This is a genomic window from Plasticicumulans lactativorans (assembly GCF_004341245.1).
GTDB lineage: Bacteria > Pseudomonadota > Gammaproteobacteria > Competibacterales > Competibacteraceae > Plasticicumulans_A > Plasticicumulans_A lactativorans.
The window spans coordinates 156,696-171,441 of sequence record NZ_SLWY01000012.1 but is presented as its reverse complement, the minus strand read 5'-3'; the positions used below and the strand labels follow the sequence as shown (position 1 = coordinate 171,441).

The 14,746-nt window shown below is 69.3% G+C and carries 13 protein-coding genes and 4 tRNA genes; 13 read left to right on the top strand and 4 right to left on the bottom strand.

What is annotated here, in order from left to right; translation table 11 throughout:
- Positions 1 to 93 precede the first annotated feature (93 nt).
- Positions 94 to 774, bottom strand: coding sequence for a response regulator (locus EV699_RS12175; RefSeq protein WP_132543051.1), 681 nt, complete (start codon positions 772 to 774; stop codon positions 94 to 96).
- 199 nt (positions 775 to 973) lie between these two features.
- Here EV699_RS12175 and EV699_RS12170 point away from each other — a divergent pair, with 199 nt between their 5' ends.
- The 5 genes from EV699_RS12170 to EV699_RS12150 all read left to right on the top strand — a co-directional run bounded on the left by EV699_RS12170 (position 974) and on the right by EV699_RS12150 (position 6,856).
- Complete coding sequence (locus EV699_RS12170) at positions 974 to 2,788, top strand: methyl-accepting chemotaxis protein (RefSeq protein WP_132543049.1); 1,815 nt, start codon at positions 974 to 976, stop codon at positions 2,786 to 2,788.
- 6 nt (positions 2,789 to 2,794) lie between these two features.
- On the top strand, positions 2,795 to 3,256 hold the full coding sequence (locus EV699_RS12165; RefSeq protein WP_132543047.1) for a PaaI family thioesterase: 462 nt from the start codon (positions 2,795 to 2,797) through the stop codon (positions 3,254 to 3,256).
- 127 nt (positions 3,257 to 3,383) lie between these two features.
- Positions 3,384 to 4,325, top strand: a complete 942-nt coding sequence (locus EV699_RS12160; protein ID WP_132543045.1) for a LabA-like NYN domain-containing protein — start codon at positions 3,384 to 3,386, stop codon at positions 4,323 to 4,325.
- Positions 4,326 to 4,333: 8 nt separating this feature from the next.
- Positions 4,334 to 6,412: a carboxy terminal-processing peptidase gene (locus tag EV699_RS12155; protein WP_132543043.1), complete on the top strand. Its 2,079-nt coding sequence runs from the start codon at positions 4,334 to 4,336 to the stop codon at positions 6,410 to 6,412.
- A gap of 207 nt (positions 6,413 to 6,619) precedes the next feature.
- Positions 6,620 to 6,856 carry a hypothetical protein gene (locus tag EV699_RS12150; protein ID WP_132543041.1) on the top strand — a complete coding sequence of 79 codons (237 nt, stop codon included), beginning with the start codon at positions 6,620 to 6,622 and terminating at the stop codon, positions 6,854 to 6,856.
- A gap of 206 nt (positions 6,857 to 7,062) precedes the next feature.
- Here the strand turns inward: EV699_RS12150 and lpxH are convergent, their stop codons facing one another.
- Genes lpxH through EV699_RS12135 form a run of 3 tightly spaced genes read right to left on the bottom strand, consistent with a single transcriptional unit; the run spans position 7,063 to position 8,850 of the window.
- Positions 7,063 to 7,776, bottom strand: a complete 714-nt coding sequence (gene lpxH / locus EV699_RS12145; RefSeq protein ID WP_132543039.1) for a UDP-2,3-diacylglucosamine diphosphatase — start codon at positions 7,774 to 7,776, stop codon at positions 7,063 to 7,065.
- 10 nt (positions 7,777 to 7,786) lie between these two features.
- On the bottom strand, positions 7,787 to 8,275 hold the full coding sequence (locus tag EV699_RS12140; RefSeq protein WP_132543037.1) for a peptidylprolyl isomerase: 489 nt from the start codon (positions 8,273 to 8,275) through the stop codon (positions 7,787 to 7,789).
- Between the two features lie 14 nt (positions 8,276 to 8,289).
- Positions 8,290 to 8,850: a peptidylprolyl isomerase gene (locus EV699_RS12135; protein ID WP_132543035.1), complete on the bottom strand. Its 561-nt coding sequence runs from the start codon at positions 8,848 to 8,850 to the stop codon at positions 8,290 to 8,292.
- Positions 8,851 to 9,032: 182 nt separating this feature from the next.
- Here EV699_RS12135 and cysS point away from each other — a divergent pair, with 182 nt between their 5' ends.
- The 8 genes from cysS to EV699_RS12095 all read left to right on the top strand — a co-directional run bounded on the left by cysS (position 9,033) and on the right by EV699_RS12095 (position 14,733).
- A complete protein-coding gene (cysS, locus tag EV699_RS12130) occupies positions 9,033 to 10,415 on the top strand; it encodes a cysteine--tRNA ligase (protein WP_132543033.1) in 1,383 nt (460 codons plus the stop codon).
- Positions 10,416 to 10,498: 83 nt separating this feature from the next.
- Positions 10,499 to 10,575 (top strand) — tRNA-Pro (locus tag EV699_RS12125).
- A gap of 30 nt (positions 10,576 to 10,605) precedes the next feature.
- Positions 10,606 to 10,682, top strand: a tRNA-Arg gene (locus EV699_RS12120).
- A 28-nt stretch (positions 10,683 to 10,710) separates the two neighbouring features.
- Positions 10,711 to 10,786 (top strand) — tRNA-His (locus tag EV699_RS12115).
- A 6-nt stretch (positions 10,787 to 10,792) separates the two neighbouring features.
- A tRNA-Lys gene (locus EV699_RS12110) sits at positions 10,793 to 10,868 on the top strand.
- A 524-nt stretch (positions 10,869 to 11,392) separates the two neighbouring features.
- Positions 11,393 to 11,959, top strand: a complete 567-nt coding sequence (locus tag EV699_RS12105) for a cohesin domain-containing protein (protein WP_132543031.1) — start codon at positions 11,393 to 11,395, stop codon at positions 11,957 to 11,959.
- Positions 11,960 to 12,526: 567 nt separating this feature from the next.
- Positions 12,527 to 12,811 carry a DUF3467 domain-containing protein gene (locus EV699_RS12100; protein WP_132543029.1) on the top strand — a complete coding sequence of 95 codons (285 nt, stop codon included), beginning with the start codon at positions 12,527 to 12,529 and terminating at the stop codon, positions 12,809 to 12,811.
- A gap of 86 nt (positions 12,812 to 12,897) precedes the next feature.
- A complete protein-coding gene (locus EV699_RS12095) occupies positions 12,898 to 14,733 on the top strand; it encodes an efflux RND transporter periplasmic adaptor subunit (RefSeq protein ID WP_132543027.1) in 1,836 nt (611 codons plus the stop codon).
- The last annotated feature ends 13 nt before the right edge of the window (positions 14,734 to 14,746 follow it).

Here is a 14,746-nt window from a genome sequence, read left to right as displayed (position 1 = left end):
CCTCTCGTCCCCGGCCCCTTCCGCGCGAGGAGGCGGGCCGGCGACGGCTGAGCGTCGCGCCGTCAAGCCGATGCAAGGCCCTGGCGCGTCGCCTCAGGCGCCGCTCCAGGCGGCCGGGCGCGGGCGGCGTTCGAGGGCGTCGATCACCAGGTGCAGCAGCTCGGCGGGCTGGGTGGCGACGCCGAAGGCGCCGGGGGGCGTGCCTTTGCCGGGGGCGGGGGTGCCGGCGTAGAACACCAGCGGCACGCTGATGCCGTCCTCGCGCAGGCGGCGCAGCATGCTCAGGCCGGCGGTCGGGTCGTCGCCGCGGGCGATGTCGGAGAGGATCAGGTCGTAGCCGGCGGAGCCGCCGGCGAGGCGGCGGATGGCGGCGTCGGTGTCGGTCACCGGATCGATGAACAGGCCCAGGCGGTGCAGCATGCGCCGCTCGCTCAGCGTGTACTCGGGGTGGTCGTCGACCCACAGCACCACGGCGCCGCGCAGCACCTCCAAGCGTTCGCCGGCGCGGGTGATCACCGTCTGTTCGAGGATCGGCTCGACCTGCCTGCGCCAGTTGGGGTGCTGGCGGGCGAGTTCCAGCGCCTCGCGCATCATCTGCTGCGCGGCCTGGGCGAGCTCGACGGTGATGCCGCCGGCCGAGAACTTGGTGAGCCGGCGCAGGTAGCCGTCGAGCTGGCGGCGGTAGACGACGATCAGCACCAGCACGACGGCGACGACGATCAGCACGCTGTCGAGCTTGAAGGAGAGTTTGCCGGCCTCGTAGACGAATTCCATGACGGCTCCTGCGCTGCGGCGACGGCGTGCGCTGCGCAAACCCTAGCCGCCGCGCGCGCGGGCGCAAGGGCGTGCCTGCCGGCCGGCCGGGGCGGTGCTATGGTTGCGTGCTGACGCGGGGGGTCGCCGAAAGGCGCGGGGGCGTCATGGCGGGCCGTGGTCGCGCGGCCCCGTGATTCACGGATACACGGAGCAGCACATGAAGACGAAGGAACACATGGACGGCATCGGCGCGCGCCTGCGCCGGTCGAGCCTGCTCAGCGGGGGGGCGATCGTGCTGCTCGCGCTGGTGGCGCTCACCAGCGTGCAGTGGCTGCGGCTGCAGCTCGGCGACAGCCGGCGCGCCGCGGCGGCGCTGCGCGAGCACCTCGGCGCCGACATGATGCACGACGCGCTGCGCGCCGACGTGCTGCTGGCGCGGCAGATCGGCGCCAGTGGTGCGCCGGCCGAGCAGGCGCAGGTGCGCGAGGACCTCGCCGGGCACGCGCACGACCTGGAGCAGGCGATCGCCGCCAACCGTGCCGCCGAGGGGCTGCCGCAGGCGCTGCACGAGCAGATCGTCGCGGTCGAGGCGCCGCTCGCCGCCTACATCGCGGCGGCGCGGGCCGACGTCGCCGCGGTGCTGGAGCGTGGCGACGCCTCGCCGGCGCGCTTCGCCGCGTTCATGGAGCGTTTCAGCGCGCTCGAGGACGCCATGGAGAAGGTCACCGAGCAGATCCAGGCCTTCGTCGCGGCGAGCGACGAGGCCGGCGACCGCGTGGTGTGGTTCGCGATCACCGGCTGCACGCTGATGTCGCTGGCGGCGATCGGGGTGTGCGTGCACGGCGCGCGCCGTGTGCAGCGCGAGGTGGTGACGCCGCTGGCGCACATCACCGAGGCGATGCTCGCGCTCGCGCGCGGCGATCGCGGCGTGGCGGTGCCCGAGCTTGCGCGCGGCGGCGAGGTCGGCGCGATCGCCCGCGCGGTGCAGGTGTTCAAGGACACCGCCACCGAGGCCGAGCACGTCGCCGCCGAGAAGAGCGCCGAGCAGCAGCGTTTCGCCGCCGAGCGCGAGCGCGAGCGCGGCGCGGCCGAGCAGCGGCGCGCCGAGGAGGCGGCGGCGCGCGAGCGCGCCCGCGAGGAGCGCGAGGCCGACGCCGAGCGCCGGCGCGCCGAGCGCGAGGCGCGTGCCGACCGCCTGACCGGGCTCGCGCGCACCTTCGATGCGCAGGTGCTGGAGGCGCTGGCGGCGGTGGAGGGGGCCTGCCGCGAGCTGCAGGGCGCGGCGCAGGGCATGGGCTCGACCGCCGGCAACACCACGGCGCGCGCGCAGCGCGTCGCCGCGGCCTCGGCGCAGGCGGCCGACGGCGTGCGCAGCGTCGCCGCCGCGGTCGAGCAGCTCGCCGCGACGGTGCGCAGCATCACCGCGCAGGCGGCGGAGTCGGCCCGCATCGTGGCGCGCGCGGTGGACGCCGCGACGCGCACCCAGGGCCAGGTCGAGGGCCTGCACGGGGCGGCGCAGACCATCGGCAAGGTCGTCGACCTGATCAACTCGGTGTCGGAGCAGACCAAGCTGCTGGCGCTGAACGCGAGCATCGAGGCGGCGCGCGCCGGCGACGCCGGGCGCGGCTTCGCGGTGGTCGCGGCCGAGGTCAAGAGCCTCGCCGGGCAGACCGGGCAGGCGACGCACGAGATCGTCGCGCAGGTCACGGCGATCCAGCAGCGCACGCAGGAGGCGGTGACCGCGATCGGCGGCATCGCGGCGATCGTCGGCGAGGTCGATCGGATCGCGCGCACCATTGCCGCTGCGGTCGGCGAGCAGTCGCGCGCCACCGAGGACATCGCGCGCAACCTCGGGGTGGCCGCCGACAGCACCGGGGACGTGTCGCAGACCATCGGCGGGGTCAGCGCCGCGGCCACCGATGCCGCGGCGATGGCCGAGCAGGTGAGCGCGGCGGTGGCGCAACTGTCGATGCGTGCGCACCACCTGCGCGGCGACGTCGACCACTTCCTGGCGGCGATCCGTACCGTGTGAGCGACGATGAACGCGAAGGAATTCGAGGCGATCTACAAGGAGATGGCGCACTTCGACCGCCATCTGGGCATGGACCTCGCGGTCGACGGCCCGGGCGCGATCCGCTACCGACTGCGCGTCGGCGAGCAGCACCTGAGTTCGGTGAACGCCTGCCACGGAGGGGTGCTCGCAGCGATGCTCGACGCCACCCTCGGCATGACTGCGCTGACCTGGGCGGTGACGCACCGCAAGTTGTGCGCGACGGTGGAGTTCAAGACGCATTTCTTCGCCCCGGTCGGCCGCGGCGACGAGCTCGAAGGGCGGGGCACGCTCGATTTCACCGGCTCGAAACTGGTGGTGGTGTCGGGCGAGATCCGCGACTGTCGCGCCGGCCACTGCGTGGCCAAGGCGATCGGGACGTTCACGCTTTACCCGTTGAGCAAGAAGGCCCATCTTGCCGAACTGCTGGCCGGCCACATGCCCGAGTAGAGGCCAGCCGGCCGGATTTCTGCCACAATGCGGCGCGGAGTCCGCCCGGGATTTCGATCGTCACCTTCATCAGCGAGAGCATCCGTCCATTCAGGCCCCGACGCACACGACGGGGCGAGGGTCGTCCGTGGTTTACAAGTCTCATGCAAAGGTCGGCGTCTACGTCGATGCGGCCAATATTTCGCGCAACGGCGGGCAGCGCATGCAGTACGACGTGCTGCGCGAATTCGCCTGCCGCGATCTCGCCGAGGCGCTGCGCCTCAACGTCTACCTGACCTACGACGAGGAGCGCGCCGGTTCGAGCCCGCTGTACCGCGACAAGGCCAGGGCCTACCAGTCGGCGTTGCGTGAGCTCGGTTACAAGGTCATCGAAAAACGGGTGAAGTGGTTCGAGGACGAGAACGGCAACCGCTACGCCAAGGCCAATGCCGATCTCGACATGGCGGTCGACCTGCTGCTGCAGTCGCAGAACCTCGACCGCGTGCTGCTGGTCACCGGCGACGGCGATTTCGTGCAGGTGGTGCGGGCGCTGCAGAACAAGGGCCTGCGCGTCGAGGTGCTGGCCTTCGACAACGTCTCCGAGGAACTGCGCCGCGAGGCCGACCTGTACGTGTCGGGCTACCTGGTGCCGTCGCTGCTGCCGACGCGCGGCGAGGACCCGAGTGCGGCGTGGGGCGAGATCGGTTCGCGGGTGCGCGGCTACTGCTACCACCACGACGACAACAAGGGCTACGGCTTCATGCGCTTCCTGGTCGAGAATTCGCCCTACCTGTGGAAGACCGACTCGCGTGATGCCGACTCGCCGTACCGCACCGCGTTCTTCCACGATTCGAGCATGCCCGACGGCCTGAACGTGGCGCGGCTGCCCTCGCGCAACCACATCTTCGAATTCACGCTGGCCGAGCCGAACGGCCGCCAGCCGGTCGCGACCGACATCGTGCTGGTGCATCCGAGCCCGCCGCTGACCAGCCGCACGCGCGCGCCGACGAACCCGCCGGTCGCCGCCGAGACCGCCGATACCGACTCCCGCGAACCGGGCGCCAGCGACGCGCCTGCCGCCGACGAATGAGATCCGCCATGCTCCTACGCCGCCTGCTGCTGCCCCTCGCACTCGCGTTCGGCCTGGTTGGCACGAGCGCCTGCGCGGCCACCGCGCCCGATGCGCTGCCGCTGCCGACCGAACTGGCGCCGCTCGCGCCGGCGACGGTGCAATCGCGGGTGGATCAGACCGTCGCGAGCCTGCTGTCGCAGTACCACTACCGCAAGCTCAAGATCGACGATGCGCTGTCGGTGAAGGTGTTCGACGCCTACCTGGAGGCGCTCGACTTCAGCCGCAGCTTCTTCCTCGCCGGCGACATCGACGAGTTCGAACGCTACCGCACGGTGCTCGACGACGAACTGCGCAACGGCCGCCTGAGCGCCGCCTTCGACATCTTCAACCGCTACCAGCAGCGCCTGCTCGAACGCACCACGCGCATCCGCGAGCAGCTCGCACGGCCGTTCAACTTCAAGGTCGACGAAAGCATCGAGCTCGACCGCAAGAAGGCGCCGTGGGCCGGCGACGTCGCGGAACTCGACGAAATCTGGCGCAAGCGCCTGAAGCACGAGGCGCTGACGCTGATGCTCGCCGGCAAGGACGAGGCCGCGGCGCGCGACACGCTGCGCCGGCGCTACGAGGGGCGGCTGCGCCGCGCCGCGCAGACCTCGCCCGAGGACGTGTTCCAGGTCTACATGAACGCCGTCACCGGGGTGTTCGATCCGCACACCGGCTACCTGTCGCCGCGCAGTTCCGAAAACTTCAACATCCAGATGCGCCTGTCGCTCGAAGGCATCGGCGCGGTGCTGCGGCTGGAGGACGAGGAGACCGTCGTCGTCGAACTGGTGCCCGGTGGCCCGGCCGACCTGTCGAAGGCGATCAAGCCCAAGGACCGCATCGTCGGCGTCGCCCAGGGCGACGACGGCCCGATGGTCGACGTGGTCGGCTGGCGCCTCGACGACGTGGTCGACCTGATCCGCGGCCAGCGCGGCTCGGTGGTGCGCCTGCAGGTGGTGCCGGCGCAGGCGCCGGCGGGCAGCGGGGGGTCGGCGGTGCGCCTGGTGCGCAACAAGATCCAGCTCGAAGAGCAGGCGGCGAAGAGCCAGATCCGCACCTTCCAGCGCGACGGCAGCGAGCGGCGCGTGGGGGTGATCACCATCCCGACCTTCTACATCGACTTCGCCGCCGCGCAGCGCGGCGATCCGGACTACCGCAGCACCACCCGCGACGTGCGCCGGCTGCTCGCCGAACTCGACCGGCAGAAGGTCGACGGCGTGGTCATCGACCTGCGCCAGAACGGCGGCGGCTCGTTGCAGGAGGCGGTGGAGCTGACCGGGCTGTTCATCACCGAAGGGCCGGTGGTGCAGGTGCGCGACGCCAAGGGCAAGGTCTCGATCGAGAGCGACCCCGATCCGACAGTGGCCTACAACGGTGCGCTGGCCGTGCTGGTGGACCGCTTCAGCGCCTCGGCATCGGAGATCTTCGCCGGCGCGATGCAGGACTACGGCCGTGCGGTGGTGGTCGGCGAGCAGACCTACGGCAAGGGCACGGTGCAGACGCTGATCGAGCTCGGACGCTTCCTGCCGCAGGTGAAGGAAAAGCTCGGCCAGCTCAAGCTCACCATCGCCAAGTTCTACCGCATCAACGGCTCCAGCACCCAGCACCGCGGCGTGATCCCCGACCTCCAGCTGCCGGCGGCCTTCGCCGCCGACGAGGTCGGCGAGAGCTCGCAGCCGCACGCGCTGCCGTGGGACGAGATCGCGCCGACGCGCTACCGGGTCGCCGGCAAGGTGGCCGAGTACGTGCCTGACATGGCGCGCATGCACGAGGCGCGCGTGCGCCAGGATGCCGCCTATCAGGAACTCAAGGCCGATCTGGATTACTCACGGCAGTTACGCAAGCAGACCACCGTGAGCCTGCTCGAGAGCAAACGCCGCGCGGAGTACGAAGCGAACAAGAACCGCATCCGCGGTCGCGACGGCCGTGCCCGGCTCGATCCGGACAGCGAGGACGACGGCAGCGAACGCAAGGACGGGCCGGACCCCTTCCTCGACGAAACCGCCCAGGTGCTGCTCGACTACATCCAGTTGCGCGGCATGCCGCGGGTGGCGGTTCGCTGATGCGAAACCCGTCCGCCGCAGCCGTCAGCACAAAAAGGGTTGCGGCGGATGTCAAATCCGCACGATCGCCTATAGTCCAAGTCAGTTCCGCCGCCCGCTCACGCTGGCGGGCTTCGGCGGTGACTTGAAAGCAGTCCGGACGCTCCCCATGTCCGGCATTTGATGTTCCACCCAGACCTAGCCCCCTCAGGAATGCCCAAACAGACCATGCCGTACCCGCAGATCTCCGCCAGCCGTCGAATCGGTGTGCGTGCGATCGATTTCGCGAGCTGGACCCTCGACGAACTGAAACGGTTCGTCGCCCGCGCGGAATCGGAAATCTCCAACCGAGAATTCGAGCGTGGCATGAAGTTCATGCTCGAGCGCTTCAAATCCAAGGCTCCGCCGGCTCCCGCCAAACCGGCCGGTCACCAACGTCCATCGCCACGCCGCCCACGCCGCTGAACGTCACCGCACGGCGGTGACCGGCCCGGCGCCATTCGGCCGTCGGGGGGAATACAGCGACGCGGGTGATCGCTACCGCCCTGCTCGGGGCCCTTCGCGGGGGGCCGGTGTGTGCCACATCGCCGCACGCCAAGGGGGAACCGAGGGGTGCGGGACGCCACAGCGTAGCCCCATCGCACGCCTTCGCGGCCGCGCCGCAGGGGGATTCAGGCGTGCAGCCCCTCCAGGCGCAGTTCGTCGCGTCCGACCACCAGCACGCTGCCCTGCGTGTACCAGTCGCCGAGCACGATGCGCCAGGCCGGCTGGCCGTCGAGATCGAGTTCATGCAGCGCCGGGCGGTGGGTGTGGCCGTGGATCATCTGCGTGACGCCGTGCGCGCGCAGGGCCGCGGCGACGGCCTGCGGGTCGACGTCCATGATCGCGGCGCTCTTGCCGGCCATCGCGCTGCGGCTGTCCTCGCGCAACTGGCGGGCGAGCCCGCGGCGCGCCTCCAGTGGCTGCGCGAGCAGTTCGGCGATCTTCTCCGGGGTGCGGATCGCGGCGCGGAAGCGCTGGTAGTCGACATCGCCGGTGCAGAGGATGTCGCCGTGCAGCAGCAGTGTCGGCGTGCCGTAGAGATCGATCACCGAGGTTTCCGGCAGCAGCGTGAGGCCGGCGCGCGCCGCGTAGGCGGGGCCGAGCAGGAAGTCGCGGTTGCCGTGCACGAAGAACTTCGGCGTCTTCAGCCGCGCCAGCGCGGCGGCGACCTCGGCGCCGAGCGGGGCGTCGTCGTCGTCGCCGATCCAGGCCTCGAAGAGATCGCCGAGGATGTACAGCGCCTCGGCGCGTGCCGCGCGGCGGCCGAGGAAGTCGAGGAACAGCCGCGTGGTGTCGGGCCGTGCGGCGTCCAGGTGCAGGTCGGCGATGAACAGCGTCGCCATGCCGGCGGCGTCAGTCGAGGACTTCGACGCGTTCGATGACGATGTCCTCGACCGGCACGTCGCTGTGGTAGCCGGAGCGGCCGGTGCGCACGCCGATGATCGCGTCGACCACGTCGAGCCCCTCGGTGACCCGCCCGAACACCGCGTAGCCCCAGCCGTCCTGCCCCGGATAGTCGAGGAAGACGTTGTCGGCGACGTTGATGAAGAACTGCGCGGTCGCCGAGTGCGGATCGGACGTGCGTGCCATCGCGATCGAGCCGCGCACGTTCTTCAGGCCGTTCTTGGCCTCGTTGGCGATCGGCGCGCGGGTGGTCTTCTGCTTCATGCCGGGTTCCATGCCGCCGCCCTGGATCATGAAATTCGGGATCACACGGTGGAAGATCGTGCCGGTGTAGAAGCCGTCGCGCGCGTACTGCTCGAAGTTGGCGGCGCTCACCGGCGCCTTCCCGGCATCGAGTTCGAGCGTGATGGTGCCGCGGTTGGTGTGGAGCTTGATCATGGGGGTGTCCTCGTTCAGTTCGCCTGCAGCGTGGCTTTCTTGATGATCACGGCGATGCTCGGCACGTTCTCGTAAGGGCCGACGGTGCGGGTGGGCATGGCCTTGATGCGGTCGACGACGTCCATGCCCTCGACCACCCGGCCGAACACGGCGTAGCCGTGGCCGTCGGGGCGCGGGTAATCGAGTCCCTTGTTGTCGACGACGTTGATGAAGAACTGCGCGGTCGCCGAGTCCGGATCGGCGGTGCGCGCCATCGCGATGGTGCCGCGCAGGTTCTTGAGGCCGTTCTGGCCCTCGTTGGGAACGGGCGCGTGGGTCGGCTTCTCGTCGAGCTTCTCGGTGAAGCCACCGCCCTGGATCATGAAGTTCGGGATCACGCGGTGGAAGATCGTGCCGTCGTAATGACCGGCCTTCACGTACTGCACGAAGTTGGCGACGGTCTTCGGCGCCCTGGCATCGTCGAGTTCGAGCACGATGCGCCCGGCGCTGGTATCGAGCGCGACCAGCGGGGCGGCAAGGGCGAGGGGGCTGGCGGCGAGCGCGAGGGCGCAGGCGGTGATACGGGCGAAGCGCATGGCGGGCGGACTCCGGGGGCGGCCGAAAGCCGGCGCATGATAGTGGCGACCCGGACGCGCGTCACGGTTTGTCGGCCCCGGCGATTCCGCTACCATCGTGGGCCGTCCGCGCCCCGGCGCCGCCGCGCGCGACGGCCTCACGCCTCGCCCCGCCGGACCCTTGCGCCTCGTCGAGTACCGCCATGTCGCCGCTGCAGATCTTCAATAGCCTCACCCGCCGCAAGGAAGCGTTCACGCCGATCGAGCCCGGCAAGGTGCGGATGTACGTCTGCGGCATGACCGTCTACGACTACTGCCACATCGGCCACGCGCGGGTGATGGTGGTGTTCGACGTCGTCGTGCGCCATCTGCGCTGGTGCGGCTACGACGTGACCTACGTGCGCAACATCACCGACATCGACGACAAGATCATCCGCCGCGCGCAGGAGAACGGCGAGAGCATCGCCGCGCTGACCGGACGCTTCATCGCCGCGATGCACGAGGATGCCGACGCGCTCGGCGTGCTGCGCCCGAGCCTGGAGCCGCGCGCCACCGAGACCATCGGCGAGATGGTCGCGATGATCGCGACGCTGATGGACAAGGGCTACGCCTACGCCGGCGCCAGCGGTGACGTCTACTACCGCGTCGGCCGCTTCGAAGCCTACGGCAGGCTCTCCAACAAGCGGCTCGACGACCTGCGCGCCGGCGAGCGCGTCGCGGTCGGGGAGACCAAGGACGATCCGCTCGACTTCGTGCTGTGGAAGGCCGCCAAGCCGGGCGAACCGGCCTGGCCCTCGCCCTGGGGGCCCGGCCGACCGGGCTGGCACATCGAGTGCTCGGCGATGAGCAAGTGCTGCCTCGGCGAGCACTTCGACATCCACGGCGGCGGCATGGACCTGAAGTTCCCGCACCACGAGAACGAGATCGCGCAGAGCGAGGCGGCGAACGGCCACGCCTACGTCAACGTCTGGATGCACAACGGCTTCGTCAACGTCGACGAGGAGAAGATGTCGAAGTCGCTCGGCAACTTCTTCACCGTGCGCGAGGTGCTGGCGCGCTACCCGGCCGAGGTCGTGCGCCTGTTCATCCTCTCCAGCCACTACCGCAGCCCGCTGAACTACTCGGACGGCCATCTCGATGCCGCGCGCAACCGCCTCGCGGGGCTCTACACGGCGCTGCGCGGCGCGCCTGCGGGTGGCGAACCGGTGGAAGCCTGCGTCGCGCGTTTCCGCGACACGCTGAACGACGACTTCAACACCCCGGGCGCGCTCGCCGTGCTCGACGAGGTGGCGCGCGACCTCAACCGCGCGCGGGCCGAAGCGACGGACGCCACCCGCGCGGGCGCGCTCGCCGCCACCCTGCGCGCGCTCGGCGAGGTGCTCGGCCTGCTGCAGGCCGATCCGGAGGCGTTCCTGAAGGGCGGGGAGGGCGCTGACGACGCCGCGATCGAAGCGCTGATCGCCGAGCGCGCCCTGGCGCGCAAGGCGAAGGACTGGGCCGAGTCGGACCGCCTGCGCGACGAACTGACGCGGCGCGGCGTGGTCCTCGAGGATACGGCGGCCGGCACCACCTGGCGCCGGGCCTGAAGTGGCGGCGTTGACACCGAGGGGGGGCCTCCTTATCATTCGGCGCCTTGCACGAACCCGGGTGCAGGACTGGTCTGAAACGGCGGGGTATAGCGCAGTCTGGTAGCGCACCTGCTTTGGGAGCAGGGTGTCGGGGGTTCGAATCCCTCTACCCCGACCAGCTTCGCAGGCGTGTTATGGTTGGAACTCGGCGCCCGTAGCTCATCGGGATAGAGCATCGGCCTTCTAAGCCGAGGGTAGCAGGTTCGAGTCCTGCCGGGCGCGCCAAACCCGGCGGTAAACATACGCTTCAATGGTGGCTGTAGCTCAGTTGGTAGAGCCCCGGATTGTGATTCCGGTTGTCGTGGGTTCGAGCCCCATCAGTCACCCCAGTTTCCGGGCCGTTAGCTCAATTGGTAGAGCAGTTGACTCTTAATCAATTGGTTGTAGGTTCGAGTCCTACACGGCCCACCACTTGAAACCCAGAGGCTTGAGCGATAGCGCTTAAGCCTCTTTTTGTTTCCCGCAGCGCCTGCGCGGTAACGGCATGGCGCCACGCCATGAAGCGGATCGTGCCCATGATCCGCCCCGGTCAGCGTAAGCCCCGGCTGCTCCGGCCCCGATCGTAAATTCGACACCGTGTCGACGCCCGTGATGTGTCGGTACGGGACGACGCGAGTGGCCGGAGGGATGCCCTTCATGCGCCTGCACCTGCTTTCCCGCGAAAGGCTTGGAACGTTCACCACATCGTTGTGCAGCGATGTCATCGGACTTTACAGAGCGCCGCGCGCCGCATCGGCTCTTGTCATGTAATGCCTCGCCGCAAAAGGGATTTATCCGGTGGGTACGCGCCTTGCAACAAATTTTCACACTGTTATTGATTGTGAGCGCCGCATTCGGTGACTCGTCAGGGTTCTGCTCAGCCCATGCAGTCGAGCCGGGCCGGCGACAGGGGTGGGGCCGCAACCACAAGTGCCAAAGCGTCAGGAATCCACCCCATGCTCACTTGCAGGCGCATTTTCGCAGGTCTGTCATTGTTGATGTCATCGGCCTGGGCAACCGCCCTGCCGGTTTCGGTGACGGACGACGACGGATTGCCGGGCGATACGGTTAGTACGGTGCTGAGTGACGACGCCGTCAGCCAGTTCGATGCCGCGACGTTTCAGGTCGAGTGGGATCCCCTGCGTCTGGTGTTCAAGGAATTCAAGCTCGGCACGCTGACGGCGGCCGACTTCCTGCCCTTCTTCGTACCTTCGGCGGGTCGACTGGATGTCAGTCTGGCCAGCGCCGCGGCGCCGCTTGATGGAGTCGGGGGATCGATCGCGGAAATCGTCTTCACGATCCTCGGTACCGCGCCCGTGGGGCCGACACCGGTCACGTTCTCATGTACGGACTTCGGCCCCGGGCTGGGATGCGTCGACTACGCCTTCCCGCCGACTTCGGGGACCATCACCGTCCTGAACGCGCCCGGACCGCAGATTCCGGTGCCGGCTCCCGTCTGGCTGATGGCGTCGGGGCTGCCTTTATTGGTGGGGCGGCGGCGGACGGGGATGGATTGCAACTGATTCGCCCCCCACGAGGGGTAACGGTATTGGAAGGAAGAGTGAAGGCAGGTGTCCGGTCCGACGTTGCGGATGCCGCGATGGGAAGCGAAATGCCATGGCGAGCGGATCCCATCATCATCCTGGCCATTCGAGAGATTCCCGCCGGCCGGTGGCTGCGGGCGCAGCCGTCACCGAAACGCTTCGGGAGGCGGTAACCGTCGTTCACCACGGTACGGAACCGCTGCACAGGGGAATACTGGTCATCGTCAATGACGATGCCGGCCTGTCGTCTCGCATCAATGACGCTGCGAATCCGCGCTATCAACTGCCGTGCGCAAAGGTCGGTGGCACGCTCGATGTGCCCGTCGACCTTGCCGACCTGGGGCGCGGGCAAACGTATGGGCCGGAAGCCTCATCCACCGTCCCGTCGGCGGCTTTCGCGGCCTGTGTCGTCGCACCTGCCGTTGCGATGGAATCGAGCCGCCGTCTTCACGCCCACCGACGAAGCGCGCAGCATGGCGATGATGACCGGTGTGCGTCGGCATTAGCCCGAAGGCACGTATCAGTCCCAGATCGGAGAGCGACAGCATGGCAGAGGCCGACAAGCCGACCGAGACCGCGGCCAGTCCGCGGGTCAAGTGGAACGTCGAGAATCTGAAAAGCTCGTACGTCAATTTCATCAATGCCAATTCGACGCGCGAGGAGGTGGTGCTCAACTTCGGCATGAACACCACCTGGGATCGCACCACGCCCGAGATGGAGATCGAGCTCGCGCACCGCATCGTGCTGAGCCCGTTCGCCGCCAAGCGGCTGGCGGAGCTGATGAACAAACTCGTCGCGGAGTACGAGGGCCGCTATGGCGAGCTGAAGTAAGCCGTTCCCTCCCGTGAATCCGCTCGGGCGCGTCGCTCCAACCGGTTGAGGCGAACGCCCGGTCAAAAGGCATCAAGGCAGCGTCCATGCAGACACGCAGTGCCGAACGTTTGTCGCCAGGGGCGCGGGAAGACGATCAGAGGGACTACTGGTTCGATCTCGGCCAGGCGCACACGGCAGCCGAACTCTGCCGGGCCTGGCTGCCCATCCTCTGCAGCATGCTGGCGCAGACCCGCGCGGGCTTGCTGCTGCTGCGCGACAGCGATGGCAGCTACGTTCCGGTTGCCGTCTGGCCGCTCGACCTCGAACCGTCGTACCTCGGTGATGTCGCCGGTGAGGCGCTGGGCAAGCGCCAGGGGGCGGTCCACCGCGCGGCCGACGGCCGGGTGCAGTTTGCCTACCCCCTGCTGGCCGCGGAGCAGATGCACGGCGCCGTCGTGATCGATCTCGATGCGCGTGACGACGCGACCCTCACGCAGGCGATGCGGCTCACGCACTGGGGAGCGGGCTGGCTGGTCGACCTGTTCGGGCGCGCGCTGCTGCGCGAACAGGAACTCCGGCTGGCGAACGCGGCGTTCGTGCTCGACCTGTCGCTGTCCGCCCTGGGCGAAGCCGATTTCGCCAAGGCCGCGCTCGCGGTCGCCAATCGCCTGGCGCAGCGCTTGGCCTGCATCCAGGTGCAGGTGGGGGTGGAAAAGGGCAAGACCGTGCGTGTCGCCGCGGTGTCCCACGCCGCCTGGTTCGACGAGCGCTCCACCCGCGTCAACCTCGCCGCCCTGGCGATGGACGAGGCGTTCGACCAGCGCACGCGCGTCGTGTGGCCGGAACCGCCGTCGGGGGCCCTCCTGATCACGGCCGCGCATCGCCGCTACGCCGAGGAATGCGGCAGCCGCACGCTGTGCTCGGTGCCGCTGGAAGCGGGCGGTCGCGTGGTGGCGATCTGGCTGCTCGAACGCGACGAGGCGTTCACCGCCGAAGAACTCGATTTGCTCGATACGCTGGCGCTGGCGCTCGGGCCGGTCCTGGGCCTGAAGCTGACCGCCGACGAGAGCCTGCTCGCCCATGCGCGTCGCAGCGGGCGCAGGCTGCTGCAGCGCTGCACCGACACCTCCCGCCCCGGCCTGAAGCTCCTCGTGCTCCTGCTGACGCTGGCGATGGCGATCCTGGCGCTGTATCGCACCGACTACCGCATCGCGGCGCAGGCGGTTGTCGAGGGCGCCGTGCAGCGGGTGGTGGCGGCGCCGTTCGACAGCTACATCCGCGAGGCCTCGGTGCGCGCCGGGGATGTCGTGCGGCGTGACCAGCCCCTGGCGCGGCTCGACGACAAGGACCTCGAACTGGAACGCGTGCGCTGGGAGGCCGAACTCGAGGTGGCGCTGCGCAGGGAGCGCGAGGCCATGGCGGGCGCCGACCGCGTGGCGCTGCGCCTGGCGGCGGCACAGGCCGGCCAGGCCAGGGCCCAGCTCGACCTCGTGCTCGCCAAGCTCGAGCGCGTGCAGATACGCGCGCCCTTCGACGGCGTCGTGATGCGCGGCGATCTGTCGCAGGAGCTGGGCGCTCCGGTGGAGCAGGGCAAGGTGCTGTTCGAAATCGCCCCGCTGGATGCCTGGCGCGTGATCCTCAAGGCCGACGAGCGCGATATCGCCTCCCTGCGCGGGGGGCAATCCGGCGAGCTGATCCTGACGAGCCTGACCGGCAAGCGCTTCGCGTTCCAGGTGAAGACGGTGACGCCGGTGTCGGTCGCCGAGGAAGGGCGCAACTACTTCCGCGTCGAAGCCGACCTGAGCGATAGCGCACCGGAACTCAGGCCCGGCATGGAAGGCGTGGCCAAGGTGTACGTGGGCAAGGCGAGCCTGCTGTGGATCTGGACGCACCGGTTCACCGACTGGCTGCACCTCGCCTGGTGGAAATGGACGCCCTGAAGCGATGATCTGC